General features: G+C 75.4%; 12 protein-coding genes. 6 read left to right on the forward strand and 6 right to left on the reverse strand.

Features of this window, described 5'->3' with window-relative positions; all coding sequences use genetic code 11:
• Positions 1–37 precede the first annotated feature (37 nt).
• From ABFX46_RS16730 to ABFX46_RS16740, 3 genes are read right to left on the reverse strand one after another with little or no spacing between them, the layout of a single operon-like run.
• On the reverse strand, positions 38–1,411 hold the full coding sequence (locus ABFX46_RS16730; RefSeq protein WP_346043144.1) for an FUSC family protein: 1,374 nt from the start codon (positions 1,409–1,411) through the stop codon (positions 38–40).
• A 59-nt stretch (positions 1,412–1,470) separates the two neighbouring features.
• A complete protein-coding gene (locus tag ABFX46_RS16735; RefSeq protein WP_346043146.1) occupies positions 1,471–2,001 on the reverse strand; it encodes a CGNR zinc finger domain-containing protein in 531 nt (176 codons plus the stop codon).
• Between the two features lie 18 nt (positions 2,002–2,019).
• Positions 2,020–3,465 carry a type I glutamate--ammonia ligase gene (locus ABFX46_RS16740; RefSeq protein ID WP_346043147.1) on the reverse strand — a complete coding sequence of 482 codons (1,446 nt, stop codon included), beginning with the start codon at positions 3,463–3,465 and terminating at the stop codon, positions 2,020–2,022.
• A 114-nt stretch (positions 3,466–3,579) separates the two neighbouring features.
• On the opposite strand from ABFX46_RS16740, the gene ABFX46_RS16745 reads away from it, so the two are divergent.
• The 4 genes from ABFX46_RS16745 to ABFX46_RS16760 are packed head-to-tail and all read left to right on the forward strand — an operon-like array spanning position 3,580 to position 11,696.
• A complete protein-coding gene (locus ABFX46_RS16745) occupies positions 3,580–4,704 on the forward strand; it encodes an amidohydrolase family protein (protein WP_346043149.1) in 1,125 nt (374 codons plus the stop codon).
• A gap of 26 nt (positions 4,705–4,730) precedes the next feature.
• Positions 4,731–6,116 carry an FAD-dependent oxidoreductase gene (locus ABFX46_RS16750; protein ID WP_346043151.1) on the forward strand — a complete coding sequence of 462 codons (1,386 nt, stop codon included), beginning with the start codon at positions 4,731–4,733 and terminating at the stop codon, positions 6,114–6,116.
• A gap of 37 nt (positions 6,117–6,153) precedes the next feature.
• The gene (locus tag ABFX46_RS16755) at positions 6,154–9,519 is read left to right on the forward strand and encodes a DUF4132 domain-containing protein (protein WP_346043152.1); all 3,366 of its coding nucleotides are present in this window, start codon (positions 6,154–6,156) and stop codon (positions 9,517–9,519) included.
• An 11-nt stretch (positions 9,520–9,530) separates the two neighbouring features.
• A complete protein-coding gene (locus ABFX46_RS16760) occupies positions 9,531–11,696 on the forward strand; it encodes a DUF4132 domain-containing protein (RefSeq protein ID WP_346043153.1) in 2,166 nt (721 codons plus the stop codon).
• Here the strand turns inward: ABFX46_RS16760 and ABFX46_RS16765 are convergent.
• From ABFX46_RS16765 to ABFX46_RS16775, 3 genes are read right to left on the reverse strand one after another with little or no spacing between them, the layout of a single operon-like run.
• Positions 11,693–12,949 carry a hypothetical protein gene (locus ABFX46_RS16765; RefSeq protein WP_346043155.1) on the reverse strand — a complete coding sequence of 419 codons (1,257 nt, stop codon included), beginning with the start codon at positions 12,947–12,949 and terminating at the stop codon, positions 11,693–11,695. The genes ABFX46_RS16760 and ABFX46_RS16765 overlap by 4 nt on opposite strands.
• A 34-nt stretch (positions 12,950–12,983) precedes the next feature.
• Entirely contained in the window at positions 12,984–14,087 is a 1,104-nt protein-coding gene (locus tag ABFX46_RS16770; RefSeq protein ID WP_346043157.1) for a cystathionine gamma-lyase, read from the reverse strand.
• A 14-nt stretch (positions 14,088–14,101) separates the two neighbouring features.
• The gene (locus ABFX46_RS16775) at positions 14,102–14,392 is read right to left on the reverse strand and encodes a helix-turn-helix domain-containing protein (protein ID WP_163060406.1); all 291 of its coding nucleotides are present in this window, start codon (positions 14,390–14,392) and stop codon (positions 14,102–14,104) included.
• Positions 14,393–14,458: 66 nt separating this feature from the next.
• Between ABFX46_RS16775 and map the strand changes: the two genes are divergently transcribed.
• Both map and ABFX46_RS16785 read left to right on the forward strand, forming a co-directional pair.
• A complete protein-coding gene (map, locus tag ABFX46_RS16780) occupies positions 14,459–15,232 on the forward strand; it encodes a type I methionyl aminopeptidase (protein WP_346043159.1) in 774 nt (257 codons plus the stop codon).
• Positions 15,233–15,288: 56 nt separating this feature from the next.
• Positions 15,289–16,158 (forward strand): alpha/beta fold hydrolase, encoded by an 870-nt coding sequence (locus tag ABFX46_RS16785; protein ID WP_346043160.1) that lies wholly within the window; start codon positions 15,289–15,291, stop codon positions 16,156–16,158.
• Positions 16,159–16,185 lie beyond the last annotated feature (27 nt).

Below are 16,185 nucleotides of genomic sequence, written 5' to 3' on the forward strand. Positions count from 1 at the left end.
GCCCGCCCCCACCCCCCCGGGGCGGGCCTCTGCCCTGTCACGGCCGGCCGTCGTGGTCGCGGGGATCGCCGGTGTCGCGGCGGCCGGCGGGGCCGCGGCGCCCGCGCGCGCCGCGCGGGCCGCGGGTGAAGCGCTCGGCCGCCTGGGCGGCGGACCCGGCGGCCCGGCGGAGCTGCTGCCCGGCCTGCTGGACGGCCTGGACCGGCCGCGCGGGCAGGTGCCGGGTCGCGCCGCGGTGCCGCCGCCAGTGCTCGCGGGCGCGGGCCCGGTGCTCGACCCGCAGGTTCTCGATGAGCCGGTCGATGTCCATGGACACCTCGCCGTACAGCGGCCACAGGTCGCCGGCCGCGGCCCGCCCGTGCAGGTCGCGGCGCAGCCGGGCGCGGCGCTCGCGGGCCACGTCCACCCGCACCTCCAGGTCGTTCTCGGCGAGGAACGGGCGGGCGTCGCGGGCCAGGTCGGAGCGGGCGAGCCGGCCGTAGGCGGCGATGCTCGCGGCGATCCCCGAGAGCGCGTCGGCGAGCCGGCCGCGCAGCGCCGGGTCGGTGAGCAGCCGGCCCCGGTCGCCGAACCCCTCGTCGTCGGCGAGGGACCGGGTCAGCCCGCGCAGCGACAGCATGGAGTGCTCCATCGTCTCCATGGCGTTGCGGAGCGCGACGCCCGCGTCGACGAGCCGGCGCGCCCGCGGGTTCAGCTTGACGCTCTCCTCGGCGGCGCCGAGGTCCTGGTCGGTGCGGCTCAGCTCGCGGGCGAGCCGCTCCGCCTCCTCCTGCCAGCGGGCCGCCTCCCCGGGGGTGCGGTCGCCGCGCAGGCCGTCCGCGATCCCCTCGATCAGCGCCCGCAGCTTCTCGGCGACGTCCTGGACGGCGTCCTCCGCCGGCCGCACCCGCACCGACGGGACCAGCAGCGTCGCCGCCAGCCCGGTGCCCGCGCCGATCAGCGTCTCCAGCACCCGCTCGGCGGCGCCCGCCCCGCTGGCCGTGCCCAGCGCGAAGATCAGCATCGCGGAGATCGGCACCTCCAGCACGTGCTCGCCGAGCCGCAGGACGTGCCCGATGGCGAGCGCGGCGCAGATCGTGATGCCGAGCGCCCACCAGGAGAACCCGATGGTGGACGCGGCCATCACCGCGACCAGCACCCCCGAGGTGACCGCGAGCACCCGCAGGATGCTCGCCTTGATCGTCCCGACCACGGAGAACTGCACGACCAGCAGCGCGGTCAGCGGCGACAGCAGGGGCTCCGGCGTGTCCGGCGGCAGCACCGCGTCCGCCAGCACGAACGCCAGCACGGCGGTGAGGGTCAGCCGGGCGATGCGGTAGACCGTGGACTGCACCTCCGTCGCCACCTGCAGCGGCGAGCGTCCGGTGCGGCCGCCCCGGTCGGGCCCGGGGCGCAGGAAGGGGCGTGGCATGCCGGGAGTCTTTCCCCCGCACCGGCAATATTGCGGCAAAGCCGTGAATGCGGGGCAGGTCACGTCCGGTGCCGGGCGCGGAACGCCGCCACGTTCGTCCGGTTCGCGCACGCCTCCGAGCAGAACCGGCGCCGCCCCGCGCGGGACGTGTCGGCGTACACCCGGTCGCAGCCCCCGGCGGCGCAGACCCCGGTCCGGCCGAGCCCGTGCTCGACGACCAGCTCCGCGAGGTTCATCAGCGTGGTCGCGCGGAACCGGTCCGGGAGCCGCGACGACGGCGGCGCGTAGTGCATGTGCAGGCCGTGCGGCTCGTGGTCGGACAGGTGCGGATGCAGGGGGATCTCCAGCATCAGCCGGTTCAGCAGCGCCGTCGCGTCCTCCAGCCGGGCGGCGTCGAAGAACGGCCGCAGGACGCGGCCCCAGCGGCGGAACTCGCCGGCGTCGGCGTCCTCGAACTCGCGCCAGAAGAAGTCGTTGTCGCGCAGGATGCGGCGCAGCGCGCCGGGCGAGTCGTCCCCGCCGGCGGTCACGGCGTTGACCAGCGCCACCGCCGCCGACACCCCGTGGCTCCGATAGCCGGTGACCCGCATCGCCCGTGCCCCCGGTCCTCAGTGGCGCCAGCGGGTGGCCGCCGCGATCCGGTCCGGCGCGGCGCCGTCCAGCAGGTCGATCTCCCCGCGGCGCACGGTGGCGACGGTGTCGGCCACCGCCTCGCCGAGCGCGTCCCGCAGGACGGCGTCCGCCTCGAACGCCGCGACCGACTCCGCCAGCGACGACGGGAGCGGCTCGACGCCCCGGGCCGCGCGCTCGGCGCCGGACAGTCCGGCCGGGTCGACGTCCACGGGCTCGGGCAGCGGCAGGTCGGCGCCGAGCCCGTCCCGCCCGGCCGCGAGGAGCGCCGCCAGCAGCAGGTACGGGTTGGCGGCGCCGTCCAGGCACTTGACCTCCAGGTTCGCCGCCGTCGCCCGCTCGCCCTCGGCGCCGGTGACGAACCGCAGCGCCGCCTCCCGGTTCTCCAGCCCCCAGCACGCGTACGAGCCCGCCCAGTGCGAGGGGACCAGCCGCAGGTAGCTCGCCACCGCCGGCGCGCCGACCGCGAGCAGCGCGGGCAGGTGCGCGAGGATCCCGGCGGCGAACGCCTCCCCGGCCGCCGTCATCCCGTACGGGCCGGAGCCGCCCGCCATCGCGTTCGCCGGGCCGTCCGCCGCGCTCTCCCGCCACAGGCTGAGGTGGACGTGGGCGCCGTTGCCGACCGAGCCGGCCTCGACCTTGGGGGAGAAGGACGCGGCCATGCCGTGCCCGATCGTCACCGCCCGGATCGTCTCCCGGACCACGACCGCGGTGTCGGCCGCGCCGAGCGGGTCCTCGGCCGCCACCGACACCTCGTACTGCCCGGCCGCGTACTCGGGGTGCATCTGGACGACCGTGACACCGGTCTCCTTGAGCGCCGCGAGGACGTCCCGCAGGTAGCCGGCCAGCTCGGTGACCCGGGTCATCCCGTAGGCGGGGCCCGTGCAGGCGGGGGTGAAGCCGTCCCCGCCGTCCTTCGACACCGCCCATTCGATCTCGAACGCGCCCCGCACCGACCAGCCGAGCGCCGAGAGCCGGTCGGTCTCGCGGCGCAGCAGGGCCCGCGCGTCCAGCGGGTGCGGGGTGCCGTCCTGCGCGTAGCGGAGCGCGGGCGCGTGCGCCCAGCCGGGCAGCGCCGCCATCGGCACGAGCCGCTCCAGGACGGGATGGAGCCGCAGGTCGCCGGTGGGGCCGCCGATGTACCGCCCCGACACGATGGAGTCGTCCAGCAGGAACACGTCGAACACCGGGGACATCCCGACGCCCCACGCGGCGGCGTGCTCCAGCCGCTCCACCGGGACGGTCTTGGTGCGGGTGATGCCGCTGACGTCGACCCAGGTCAGCGCGACCGCCACGACGCCCTGCCCGGCCAGCCGCCGGGCGGCCTCGGCGGCCCGCCCGCCGAGCCGGGCCCGCTCCCGCCCGTCGAGCGCGTACCCGTCGAGGCCGGGCCCGCTGAGCGCGGTTTCAGGGGTCTGTTCCACGGTGCTGGCTCCCCGGTCGGAGTGGCGGCGGCGGACGCGGGCACGGCCCGTACAGGCATCGTAGGGAGAACACCGGCCCGTTTCAGGTAGGACGGGCTCAGGGAGGCGGGTGCCGTGCTGGAGTACCTGGAGTCGCTGCCGCTCGTGGACCACCACTGCCACGGCGTCCTCGACCGCGATCTCGGCCGGGCGGAGTTCGAGGCGTCGCTCACCGAGGCGGCGTCGGGGGGCCCGCCGGGCGCCGGCATGTTCGACACGCAGGCGGGATTCGCGCTGCGGCGCTGGTGCCCGCCGGTCCTGGGCCTGGAGGCCCACGCGGAGCCGGACGCCTACCTGGCGCGCCGCGCCGAACTGGGCGCGGCCGAGGTCAACGCCCGCTTCCTCGCCGCGGCCGGGCTGGACGCCCTGTACGTCGACACCGGCTACACCCCGGAGTCGCTGCTCGGCCCGCCCGAGCTGGGCCGGCTCGCCGGCGCGGACGCCCGCGAGATCGTCCGGCTGGAGGCCGTCGCCGAGGAGGCCGCGGCCGGCGGCGTCGCGGCCGCGGGCTTCGCGGACGAGGTGCGCTCCCGGCTCGCCGCCCGCGCGGCCGGGGGCGGCGTCGTGGGCGCCAAGTCGATCGCCGCCTACCGGGCGGGGCTGGAGCTGTCCGGGGCGCGGCCGTCCGACGCGGAGGTGGCCGGGGCGGCGGGGCGGCTGATGCTCGCGGCCGAGCAGGGCGGGACAGGGCCGCGCGTGTGCGACGAGACCCTGCACCGGTTCCTGGTCTGGTGCGCGGTCGACGCGGGCCTGCCCGTCCAGTTCCACGTCGGGTACGGGGACGTGGACGCCGACCTGCGGCGCGGCGACCCGCTGCTGCTGATCGAGCTGCTGCGCGCCATGGACCCCGCCCCGGCGCTGCTGCTGCACAACTACCCGTTCCACCGGCACGCCGGCTACCTCGCGCAGGTGCTCCCGAACGTGTACGTCGACGCGGGCCTCGCCACCCACAACCTCGGGCACCGGGCGCCCGCGCTGATCGCCGAGCTGCTGGAGCTGGCGCCGTTCGGGAAGGTGCTCTACTCCTCGGACGCGTTCGGGCTCGCCGAGCTGTACCACCTGGGCGCGCTGCTGTTCCGGCACGGGCTCGCCGGGTTCCTCGCCGGCGGGGTGGAGGACGGCGCGTGGACGGCCGCGGACGCCGAACGCGTCGCGGGCCTGGTCGCGTCCGGCAACGCCCGCCGCGTCTATGGTCGGTGAAAGACGATCATTGGGGAGGAAACGGAATGGCCGCACGCGAACGCCTGCTCGTCATCGGAGCCGACGCCGCCGGGATGAGCACCGCGTCCCAGGCCCGGAGGCGGCGCGGCCCGGACGAGCTGGAGATCGTCGCCGTCGAGCGCGGGCACTACGCGTCCTACTCGGCGTGCGGCATCCCGTACTACGTCGGCGGCGTGGTCGAGGACCTCGACCGGCTGATCGCCCGCACCCCCGCCGAGTTCGCCGAGCGCGGCATCGAGCTGCGGATGCGCACCGAGGCCGTGGAGATCGACACCGGCCGCGGCCGGGTGCGCGTCCGGGACGCCGACGGCGGCGAGACCTGGGAGCCCTACGACGACCTCATGATCGCGACCGGCGCCGTCCCCGCCCGGCCGCGCCTGCCGGGAGCCGACGCGGCGGGCATCCACGGGGTCCAGGTCCTGGGCGACGGGGTGGCGATCGTCCGCGCGCTCGACGACCGGTCGCCGCGCCGCGCCGTCGTGGTCGGCGGCGGCTACATCGGCCTGGAGATGGCCGAGGCGATGGTGATGCGCGGGCTCGAGGTGTCCCTGGTGGACGCCGCCGACCAGCCGATGGGGACCCTCGACCCGGACATGGGCGCGATGATCGCGGACGCGATGCGCGGCCTCGGCGTGCACCTGTACCTGGGGGAGCCGGTGGAGGGCTTCGACACCGGGCCGGACGGGCACGTCACCGCCGTCCGCACCGGGTCCCGGACGCTGCCGGCGGACCTGGTCGTCCTCGGCCTCGGCGTGAAGCCGGCCTCGCGGCTGGCCCGCGAGGCGGGGATCGAGACCGGCCCGACCGGCGGCATCGTCACCGACCGGCGGATGCGGACCCGGACGGAGCGGGTGTGGGCGGCCGGCGACTGCGTCGAGGACCGGCACCTGGTGTCGGGCGGCCCGGTCGCGATCGCGCTCGGCACGCACGCCAACAAGCAGGGGCGGGTCGCCGGCATCAACCTCGGCGGCGGCTACGCCACCTTCCCCGGCGTCCTCGGCACCGCGGTGTCGAAGATCTGCCATGTCGAGGTCGCGCGGACTGGGCTGAACGAGCGGGAGGCCGCCGCGGCCGGGTTCGCGGCGCTGAGCGTGGTCGTCGAGTCGACGACCCGCGCCGGCTACCACCCGGGCGCCACCGCCATGCGGACGAAGCTGATCGCCGAGCGCCGGTCGGGGCGGCTGCTCGGCGGCCAGATCGTCGGCGAGGAGAACGCCGCCAAGCGGATCGACGGCCTCGCGATCGCGCTGTGGAACCGGATGACGGTCGAGGAGATGACCGGCCTCGACCTCGGCTACGCGCCGCCGTTCGCGCCCGTCTGGGACCCGGTCCTGATCGCCGCCCGCAAGGCCGCCGAGGCCGTCGAGGCGGACATGCGCGAGCATTCCTGATCGCTTTGTCGGTGATCTCCCCCTAACGTGTGGCGCCATGAGCACGACGGGGCCGAGGACGGCCGACGAGGACACCTGGGAGATGCCGGACGCGTGGCGGAAGCTCGTCCATCCGCGCCGCGACCGGCCGCCGTACCCGGCGGTACCGGCCGACGGCGCCGCGCTCCCGAGGATGCGGGCGCTGCTGGACGCCACGCGCGACCGTGTCGAGGAGGTCCTCGCCCTGCCCGGCACGACGCCGGCGCTGGCCGAGCACGCCCGCGCCTACCTGGGCGGCGAGCCCGACCCGCTCGGCGCCGCGGTGGCCGCCGAGGTCGCGATCGCCCAGGGCGGGCTGCTCGAGCTCGGCGGCAAGGCCCCGTTCCCGGACGCGTGGCCCGCCGAGCACGGCCTGCCGTTCGCCGCCTGCGCCTTCGCGGAACTGGTGGCCTTCACGCTCGACTACCGGCAGGGGGGATTCCCGCGGACCTGGTCCGGCGTCCGCGACCGCGTGCCGTCCGACCATGTCGGCGGCTGGTGGACGCAGGAGTGGGCGCCCCGGCGCCTGCGCGCGCTGCTGGCCGCCGCCGGCGACGCCGTGTACGCCGAGGCGGTCGAGCGGCTGGCCGCCCGCCGGCGGACGTTCCTGCAGCGGCTCATCGTCTCCTACCTGGTGCCGACCCGGCGGGACTGGGTCGACGAGGTCTGCGCGGATCCCGCGGCCGCGGGCCTGCCGCACCACCACCCGTACATCCGCTGGATGCTGTTCTGCTCGCTCGGAAGCCCCCACCAGGCCGACCCGGGCCGCTTCCCGCTCGGCTTCCGGGAGCGCGGCCTGAGCACCCTCGCCACCCTGCTGGACGGTGTCGGCACCGGTGCGGTGCCGCTGCTGGCGGAGTCCCTCGACGACGAGCACATCGGCGCGGCCGAGAAGGAGACCCTGCTGGACATCCTCGCCGCGCTGCCCGCCGACGAGGCGTTCCAGGCCCTCGCCGACCGGATCGGCGAACGCTACGTCTCGCCCAGGGTGCTCGCCGCCGCCCGTACCTACCCGGCGCGCGCGCTGCGCCTGCTGGCGGGCCCGGCGCGCGGGGCGGCGACGGAGGCGGCGCTGCGTAGGCACGTCCTCGCCCATCCGGAACTGGTGGAGGAGATGCTGCCCGGGCTGCCGGAGGAGTCCCGGGCGGCGGTCGAGGAGGTCCGCGCGTCCGTCGTCCGGGTCCCGGAGGCGCCGGCGGAGGAGCTGCCGCCGCTGCTCACCGCCCCGCCGTGGACCCGTCCCCGGGGGAAGGCCAAGCCCGCCGTCATCAAGGACCTGCCGTCGCCCGGCACGCGCTCGATGGCCTGGGAACCGGGGGAGCGCGACGCCTGGCTGACGGGGCCGCACCGGCGCTGGCCCTGGGTCGAGCGCCTGGACTGGGAGGTCCACGCGGAGCGGTTCCGCAAGAGGGAGCAGTACTACTACGAGCAGGCCATGTTCCTCACCGAGGCGCCCGAGGAGCTGGTGCGCCCCCTGGTCGCCGAGTGGCAGCCGCCCCGGATGTGGGACATGGACGAGGTCGGCCGGATCATGGTGGCCCGGTTCGAGCTGGACGTGCTCGACGGCGCCCTGGAGGCGGCGCGGCAGGACCCCGTGGACTGCGGCCGTCTCCTGATGCCCTACCTGAGCGACGACGTCGCGCGGCTCATGGCCGACTGGCTCGTCCGGCTCAAGCACGCCGGGAGGACGGCGCGCGCCTGGTTCCGGCGGCACGGTCCCGCGGCCGCCCCGGCGCTGCTGCCGGACGCGCTGGGCAAGGCGGGCCCCGCGCGCCGCGCCGCCGAGAACGCGCTGCGGCTCATCGCGTCCCGGCACGGGGCGGAGGCGGTCGTCGAGGCGGCCCGCGTCCACGGTGACAAGGCGGCCGACGCGATCGAGCGGTTCCTGTCCGCCGACCCCCTGGACATCCTCCCCGCGAAGACGCCCGCCGTCGGCGACTGGGCCGACGTGCGCCTCCTCCCGCAGATCCTCCTCCGCGACCGCGCACGCGCCCTCCCGGCCTCCGCCGCGGAGCACGTGGTGACGATGCTGGCGATGACCGGGCCCGGGGAGGAGTACGCCGGGGTCGGGGTCGTCCGCGAACTGTGCGACCCGGAGTCGCTCGCCGGGTTCGGCCGGGCGCTGTTCCAGAGCTGGCTGGCGCTGGGCGCGCCGTCCAAGCAGGGCTGGGCACTGGCCCAGCTCGGGGCGACCGGCGACGACGAGACCGTGCGCGCCCTCACCCCGCTGATCCGGGCCTGGCCGGGCGAGGGCGGGCACGCCAAGGCCGTCACCGGGCTGGACGTCCTCGCCGCCATCGGCACCGACGTCGCCCTCATGCACCTGCACGGCATCGCGCAGCGCGTGAAGTTCAAGGGGCTGAAGGCCAAGGCGCAGGAGAAGATCGAGGAGGTCGCCGCCGGGCTGGAGCTGACCGCCGACCAGCTCGCCGACCGGCTCGTCCCCGACTTCGGCCTCGACGCCGACGGGAGCATGGCCCTCGACTACGGGCCGCGCCGCTTCACCGTCGGGTTCGACGAGCAGCTCAAGCCGTTCGTCATGGACGAGGACGGCAAGCGCCGCAAGGCCCTCCCCAAACCGGGCGCCAAGGACGACCCCGAGCTCGCGCCCGCCGCCTACAAGGCGTTCTCCACGCTCAAGAAGGACGTGCGGACCGCCGCCGCCGACCAGATCCGCCGCCTCGAGGCGTGCATGGTCACGCGGCGCCGCTGGCCGGTACGGGAGTTCGAGGAGCTGCTGGCCGGGCACCCGCTCGTCCGGCACATCGTCCGGCGCCTGGTCTGGCTCGCCTGCGACGGTGAATCCGACGGTGAGGGAGGCGGCGGCAAGACGACCGCGTTCCGCGTCGCCGAGGACGGCACCTACGCCGACGCGGCCGACGACGTCCTCACCGTCGCGGACTCGGCGGCCGTGGGCATCGCGCACCCCGTCGACCTGGACGGTGCGCTCGACGCCTGGGCGGGCGTGTTCGCCGACTACGAGATCCTGCAGCCGTTCCCGCAGCTCGGGCGGGCCGTCCACCGGCTCTCGGACGAGGAGCGCGCGGCCGGGCGGCTGACCCGCCTGGAGGGGCGGACGGTCCCGGTCGGGAGGATCCTCGGGCTGACCTCGCGCGGCTGGCGGCGCGGCGAGCCGCAGGACGCCGGCGTGGAGTGCTGGATCTCCCGGCTGCTCCCGAACGGCCGGTACCTGGTCATCGAGCTCGATCCCGGCATCGCCGTCGGCGTCCCGGAGGAGTTCCCCGACCAGACGCTGGAGACGGTCGCCCTGGCCGCGCAGCCGGAGCAGTTCTGGATCAGCCGGGGTGAGCCGACCGGCTCCTTCGGCGACCTCGACGCGGTCACCGCGTCGGAGATCCTCGCCGACCTCGCCACCCTGACCTGAGAAGGAGTCCCATGGAACTGCCGAAGGCGCTGCTGGAACCGCCGTGGGCGGCGCGCACGTCCGCCGTGACCCCGTCCGGCGAAGAGCCGGTCCTCGTCGCGGGCCTGGAACCGCCGGACGGCCGCGAGATCCGCTGGGCGCCCGGCGAGCGCGAGGAGTGGGCGGCGACGCGGTCCTACGGGTCCTGGCAGGACGGCGAATGGGAGGAGGCCGCCGAGAAGTTCCGGGACGGCCGGATGGGCTACGAGCCGACCCGGGCCGCGTTCCTCGCGCAGGCGCCCGAAGACCTGGCCCGCCCACTGCTGGCCGGATGGCAGCCGAAGGTGACCTGGGACTTCGCCCACTCGCTCCGGCCGATCGTCGCGCGGTTCGAGACCGACGTGTGGGATGTGTCGTTCCGGCTGGCCAAGCAGAACCCGGCCGGGACGGGGCCGATCCTGCTGCCGTTCCTGTCCGCCGACGTCGCCCGCCTGCACGCGGACTGGCTGTACCGGCTGAAGTCGGCGCAGCGCGACGCCCGCGCGTGGTTCGCGCGGCACGGACTCACCGCCGTCCCGTACCTGGTGCCGGACGCGCTCGGCAAACGCGTCGGCCCGCGCCGCAACGCGATCAAGGCGCTGCGGACCATCAAGGGCGACGTCGCCGAGGCCGCCCGCGTCCACGGGGACGAGGCGGCTGAGGCGGTCGCCGCGCTCCTGGCCGCCGCACCGCCCGCCTCCGCGCCCGCCCAGCCTCCGTACAAGCCGCCGCCCCTGCCCGCCTGGCTGGATCTGGGCGCGCTGCCCGCCCCTGCGCTCAAGGGCGGCGGTGAACTGCCGACCGAGGCGGTCCGCACGCTCCTGCTCGCCATGACGGTGCCGGACAGCCGGGGCATCGACGTCGCCCCGGTGCTGGACGGGGCCGCCGAGGTGTGCGAGCCGGGGGCGCTCACCGCGTTCTCCTGGGCGCTGTTCGAGGCGTGGGAGGCGGCCCGCTTCCCCGGGCGCAGCGGGTTCGTGCTGTCCATGCTCGGGCGGTTCGGCGACGACGAGACCGTCCGCCGCCTCACCCCGCACATCAAGAAGTGGCCCGGCCGACCCGGCGGGCACGGGCGCGCCGTGCACGGGCTCGGCGTCCTCGTCGAGATCGGCGGCGACGCCGCCCTCACGCAGCTGGACGGAATCGCGCGGAAGGTGAAGTACAAGGGGTTGAGGGAGGAGGCGCGGCGCCGGCTGGCGTTCGCGGCGAAGCGGCGCGGCCTGACTCCCGGCCAGCTCGCCGACCGCCTCGTCCCGAGCTTCGGCCTGGACGACGGCGGCGCCCTCACCCTCGACTACGGGCCGCGCCGGTTCACCGTCGGCTTCGACGAGCAGCTCAAGCCCACCGTCGCGGACGAGAACGGCAAAGCCCGCAAATCGCTGCCCAAGCCGGGCGCCAAGGACGACCCCGGTCTGGCGCCCGCCGCCTACCAGCGGTTCGCGGAGCTGAAGAAGGAGCTGCGGGCCGTGGCGTCCGTCCAGGTCGCCCGGCTGGAGACGGCCATGGTCACGGGCCGGGAGTGGACGGCCGCCGAGTTCGGCGAGTACGTCGTCGGCCATCCGCTGATGCGGCACCTCGCGCGGCGCCTGGTCTGGCTGAGCGGCGACCGGGCCTTCCGCGTCGCCGAGGACCTCACGCTCGCCGACCTGGACGACGACGCGGTGGAGCCGCCGGAGTCGGCGGCGGTCCGGATCGCGCACCCGCTGGAGCTGGGCGACACCCTGGACGCGTGGTCGGAGGTGTTCGGCGACTACGAGATCCTGCAGCCGTTCCCGCAGCTCGGGCGGCCCGTCCACACCCTCGCCGACGGGGAGGGCGCGGACGGCCGGCTCGCCCGGTTCGAGGGCCTGACCGTCCCGACCGGCAGGCTCCTCGGCCTCACCCGCAGCGCGTGGAGCCGGGGCGCGCCGCAGGACAACGGCATCGAGCACTGGATGTCCTGGACGCTCGCCCCGGACGTGGCCGTGGTGCTCGACCTGCGGCCCGGCATCGCCGTCGGCTACACCGACCTCAACCCCGAGCAGACGATCGAGCACGTCTGGATCGGGAAGTCGGCGGGCGACTACGCGCCGTCCCGCGTCATCGAGAACGGGTTCGCCGACCTCGACCCGGTCTTCGTCTCCGAACTCCTCGCCGACCTGACGTCCCTGACGGCCTAGGCGAAGCGGCTGCTGCGCACCGGGCCGGGGTCGCGCACCGCGTCCCTCGGCCCGGTGAGCCAGTGGCCGCGGACGGCGCGGACCATCCCCGCGAGCACCTCGTCGGGGTCCGGCGGCGCGCCGTCGTCCTCGACCGCCTCCGGGGCGGCCCGGACGATCTCGGCGGCCAGTTCCTCCACGGGTCGCTCGTCCGGCGGCACGGTCTCGGCCTGACCGCCGGGCGTGATGCGCAGCTGCTCGCCCCACGGCGACTTCACGATCTGGTGCAGGAACCCGGTGACGTCGGCGCTGACCACGGGCGGGTCGGTCCAGCAGGACGCGTGCTCGAAGAGCACCTGCCCCTCGGCCCGCTCGCGCAGCCCCTCCACCTCGGTCTCGTTCAGGTCGTAGGCGACGACGAGCACATCGGGGCGGCCGGACGCGAACGGCTCGGCGGGCAGGCCGAGCAGCCGCGCCGCCGCCAGCCCGAGGATCGTGCTCGACCGGTCGGGGAGCAGCCCGACCGACGCCGGCCGCCGCCCCGCCGCGTCCAGGACCAGCCGCAGCCGGTCGAGGCTCCGCCGGCACATCTCGAAGCCGTCGGACATGTAGGCGAACCGGCCCGTCATGCCGTCCTCGAACCCGTACGGCGAGATCGTGGCGAGGAAGCCGCCGGTGAGCGCGAAATGCCAGCCGCGCAGGTCGCGCGCGTCCAGCGGGGCGACGGCCCGCACCGCGACCGTCCGCGCGATCATCCGGGCGAGGCGGTCGCGGGCGGGCAGCCACTGCTCGTCCGCACCCGAGGGCACGGGCAGCCGGCCCGCCTCCCGCTCGGCCCGGTCGGCGTCCCCGGAGAACAGCGCGTTGTAGGCGAGCAGGTACCGCGCGGGCCACGGGCCGAGCGCGTCCACCCGCGGCTCCAGGACCGCGACCGCCTCGGCGTGGCGGTTCTCCCGCTCCAGCGCGGAGACGAGCTCCATGACCAGCACGGGCTCGTCCGGCATCAGCTCCACCGCGCGCCGCAGCGGGGGGATCGCGAGGAAGGCGATACCGCGCTCGATGCACGCGTAACCGAAGTCGAAGAGCTGCTGCGGCTCCTGCTCGCGGGCCATCGCCCGCGCCGCGTCCCGCAGGTCGTCGAACCCGGACAGCTCGGCCGCGCCCTCCATGAGCCGCGCGACCTCGCGCAGTTCCATGCCGTCGGCGTTGAACCGCAGATGACGGATCAGCCCGGTGATGTCGCCGCTTTCCAGAAGTGCCCGCGCGTCGCTCATGGCGGGCCACGCTACAACGGCCCGCCTCCGCGATTCACGCGATTTTCTGCAGGGCTTGGAGGACGTCCGCGACGAGATCCGCGGTGTCCTCGATACCGGCGGAGAAACGGATGAAGCCGGGCTCCACGGCGTCTCCGCCCCACCGTCCGCGCCGTTCCGCCGAACTGTGCACGCTGCCGAAACTGGTGGCCTGCATGACGAGCCGCAGCGATCCGAGGAATGTCTCGGCGGCCTCTTCGTCCGGGAGGGTGAACGAGACGACGCACCCGAAGCGGCGCATCTGCCGGACCGCGATTTCGTGCCCCGGGTCGTCCGGCAGCCCCGGATATCTGAGCCCCGAAACCCGCCCCCGCAGAGCCTCCGCCAGAGCCATCGCGTTGGCGGCCTGCCGGTCCAGCCGCAATTGGAGCGTGGCCAGCGACCGGTGGGCGAGCCACGCCTCCATCGGCCCGGGAACGGCGCCCACGGTCTTGCGCCACAGCCGGACCCCCTCCGCCAATGCGGGATCACGGGTCGCGACATGCCCGAGCAGCAGATCGCCGTGACCGGTCAGCGCCTTGGTGTCGCTCGCGACCGAGAAGTCCGCGCCCAATTCCAAGGGCCGCTGGCCCAGGGGCGTGGCGAGGGTGTTGTCGACCGCCACCAGGGCCCCCGCCGCGTGCGCGGCCTCGACGACCCGCGCGATATCGCACACGTCCAGGCCCGGATTGGACGGCGACTCGATCCAGACCAGGCGAGCCCCGTCCAGTGCTCCGATCTGCGCGTCTCCGGCGGTGGGCGCCATGCGCACCACCGCCCCGTACGATTCCAGCCGCCCTTTCAGGGACCGCGTCACCTGGTAGCAGTCATCGGGCAGGACGACCACGTCACCGGACGTCGCCTGCGACAGCAGAACGGCCGCCACCGCCGCCATTCCGGAGGAGAACGAGACGACCTCGGCCCCGCCCTCCAGTTCCCCGATCGCCCGCTCAAGGAGCGTCCACGTGGGATTGGAGTCGCGCCCGTACGTGAAAGGCCCGCTCGCCTCGCCGGCCAGGTGGTAATGCGCCGCGAACACCGGCCCCGGCAGCCCCGGCGCGAAATTCTCCGCCTCCGGCCGCCCGGCGCCCACCGCGAGCGTCCCGTCCCCGGTCTCCATCCGCGCCTCCCCGGTCACGAGGCCACTCGCGTGCCCGCGTCGCCCGGGGCGGCATCGCGCTCGGCCCGGTTGATCTCGGCCCACACCGCGTCGAGCGAGAGGCCGAGGACCCCGGCGATCGCCGCGATCGTCGGGAAGGCCGGCGTGGCGACGCGGCCGGACTCGATCTTCCGGAGGGTCTCCGGCGAGACGCCGGCGTCCAGCGCGGTGTCGAGCATCGAGCGTTCGCCCCTGGCGCGGCGCAGCACGGCGCCGAGGCGCTGCCCGCGCTCGACCTCCGCGGGAGTGAGCGGCAACCTGACCATGCAGCCGATTCTAATACCGGGATACTATGGCCGGGATAGTTATTGGTCACCTGTGGAAGGCCGTACATGATCGAGATCCTGAACGCCACCGACCTGCCCCGCGCGCGGGACGCGGGCGCGCTCGTGGCCGGCATCCTGCGGACGCTCAAGAGCCGCACCGAGGTCGGCACGAACCTGCGGGACATCGACCGGTGGACCAAGGCCATGATCGCCGAAGCCGGGGCGGAGTCGTGCTACGTCGACTACGCGCCGTCGTTCGGGCGCGGGCCGTTCGGCCACTACATCTGCACGTCCGTCAACGACGCCGTGCTCCACGGACGGCCCCACGACTACACCCTTGCCGACGGCGACCTGCTGTCCCTCGACCTGGCCGTCTCCAAAGGAGGGATCGTCGCCGACTCGGCCATCAGCTTCATCGTGGGCGACGCGCGGCCCGCCGAGAGCCTCGCGATGATCAGCGCGACCGAGCGCGCCCTGCGGGCCGGGATCGCCGCCGCCGAGCCGGGCGCCCGCGTCGGCGACGTCTCCCACGCCATCGGCTCGGTCCTGAGCGAGGCGGGGTACCCGATCAACACCCAGTTCGGCGGCCACGGCGTCGGGTCCACGATGCACCAGGACCCGCACGTCTCGAACAACGGCAGGCCCGGCCGCGGGTACAAGCTGCGCCCCGGCCTCCTGCTGGCGCTGGAGCCCTGGATCATGGCCGACACCGACGAGCTCGTCACCGACGCCGACGGCTGGACGCTCCGCAGCGCGACGGGCTGCCGCACGGCCCACAGCGAGCACACGATCGCCATCACCCCCGACGGACCCGAGATCCTCACACTGCCCGCACCGTGAGACCATCCCCGAGCGGGACGAAGCCATCGGGAGTCAGCGGGACCGGAGGAGCTCGGATGGAGCGCGCGACCCAGGTGATCGACCTCGCCGGCGGGCCCGTCGAGTACCGGCTGGAGCGGCGCGGCCCGCGCACGGTGCTGATGCTGCACGGCGGGCACATGCGCGCCGCGCTGCCGCTCGGGGAGGACGTGTTCGCCGACGCCGGCTGCACGGTCCTCGCCGTCTCCCGTCCCGGCTACGGCCGGACCGCCGCGGGCGCGTCACCGGACCGGTTCGCGGACACCGTCGCCGACCTGTGCGGCGCGCTCGGCATCGCCTCGCTGGCGGCCGTCGTCGGGCAGTCGGCGGGCGGCCCCACCGCGGTGGCGCTCGCCGCGCGCCATCCGGAGCTCGTCGAGCGCCTCATCCTGCAGAGCGCCGTCGGGCTGCCGCCCTGGCCCGATCGGCGCACCCGCGCCGGGGCCCGCGCGGTGTTCGGCCGGCGCACCGAGCGGTTCACCTGGGCGGCGATCCACCTCCTGACGCGCCGCGCCCCCGGTACGGCCTTCCGGCTGCTGCTGCCGGACCTGACCTCCCGCCCCGTCCGCGAGCTGATCGCCGGCCTCGACCCGCTGCGGCGCGCGGAGCTGCTGGCGCTGTTCGGACGGATGCGCTCCGGCGCCGGGTTCGCCGCCGACCTGCGCGCCACCGCGCCGGCCACCGTCGAGCGGCGCGCCGCGCAGGCCGCCGAGGTCGACCGGCCGACCCTGGTGATCGCCACCCGTGACGACGGCTCGGTCTCCTTCGACCACGCCGAGTCCCTCGCGGACGCGATCCCCGGCGCCCGCCTGATCACCAGCACCGCCCCGAGCCACATGATCTGGTTCGGTGACGACTACCCGGCCGTGGCCGAGGCCATCACCGGCTTCCTGGCCCGGCCCGCGTAGCCGGGTCGGGCGTCGCGGAGGGAGTCG

The sequence above is a fragment of the Actinomadura chokoriensis genome, from assembly GCF_039529475.1.
GTDB lineage: Bacteria > Actinomycetota > Actinomycetes > Streptosporangiales > Streptosporangiaceae > Spirillospora > Spirillospora bangladeshensis.

Excerpts from the sequence above, each read along its gene's own strand:
- ABFX46_RS16735 (WP_346043146.1), bottom strand. The coding sequence starts at position 2,001 with ATGCGGGTCACCGGCTATCGGAGCCACGGGGTGTCGGCGGCGGTGGCG.
- ABFX46_RS16755 (WP_346043152.1), top strand. The coding sequence starts at position 6,154 with ATGAGCACGACGGGGCCGAGGACGGCCGACGAGGACACCTGGGAGATG.
- ABFX46_RS16770 (WP_346043157.1), bottom strand. The coding sequence starts at position 14,087 with ATGGAGACCGGGGACGGGACGCTCGCGGTGGGCGCCGGGCGGCCGGAG.
- ABFX46_RS16750 (WP_346043151.1), top strand. The coding sequence starts at position 4,731 with ATGGCCGCACGCGAACGCCTGCTCGTCATCGGAGCCGACGCCGCCGGG.
- ABFX46_RS16730 (WP_346043144.1), bottom strand. The coding sequence starts at position 1,411 with ATGCCACGCCCCTTCCTGCGCCCCGGGCCCGACCGGGGCGGCCGCACC.
- ABFX46_RS16760 (WP_346043153.1), top strand. The coding sequence starts at position 9,531 with ATGGAACTGCCGAAGGCGCTGCTGGAACCGCCGTGGGCGGCGCGCACG.
- ABFX46_RS16765 (WP_346043155.1), bottom strand. The coding sequence starts at position 12,949 with ATGAGCGACGCGCGGGCACTTCTGGAAAGCGGCGACATCACCGGGCTG.
- ABFX46_RS16775 (WP_163060406.1), bottom strand. The coding sequence starts at position 14,392 with ATGGTCAGGTTGCCGCTCACTCCCGCGGAGGTCGAGCGCGGGCAGCGC.
- map (WP_346043159.1), top strand. The coding sequence starts at position 14,459 with ATGATCGAGATCCTGAACGCCACCGACCTGCCCCGCGCGCGGGACGCG.
- ABFX46_RS16785 (WP_346043160.1), top strand. The coding sequence starts at position 15,289 with ATGGAGCGCGCGACCCAGGTGATCGACCTCGCCGGCGGGCCCGTCGAG.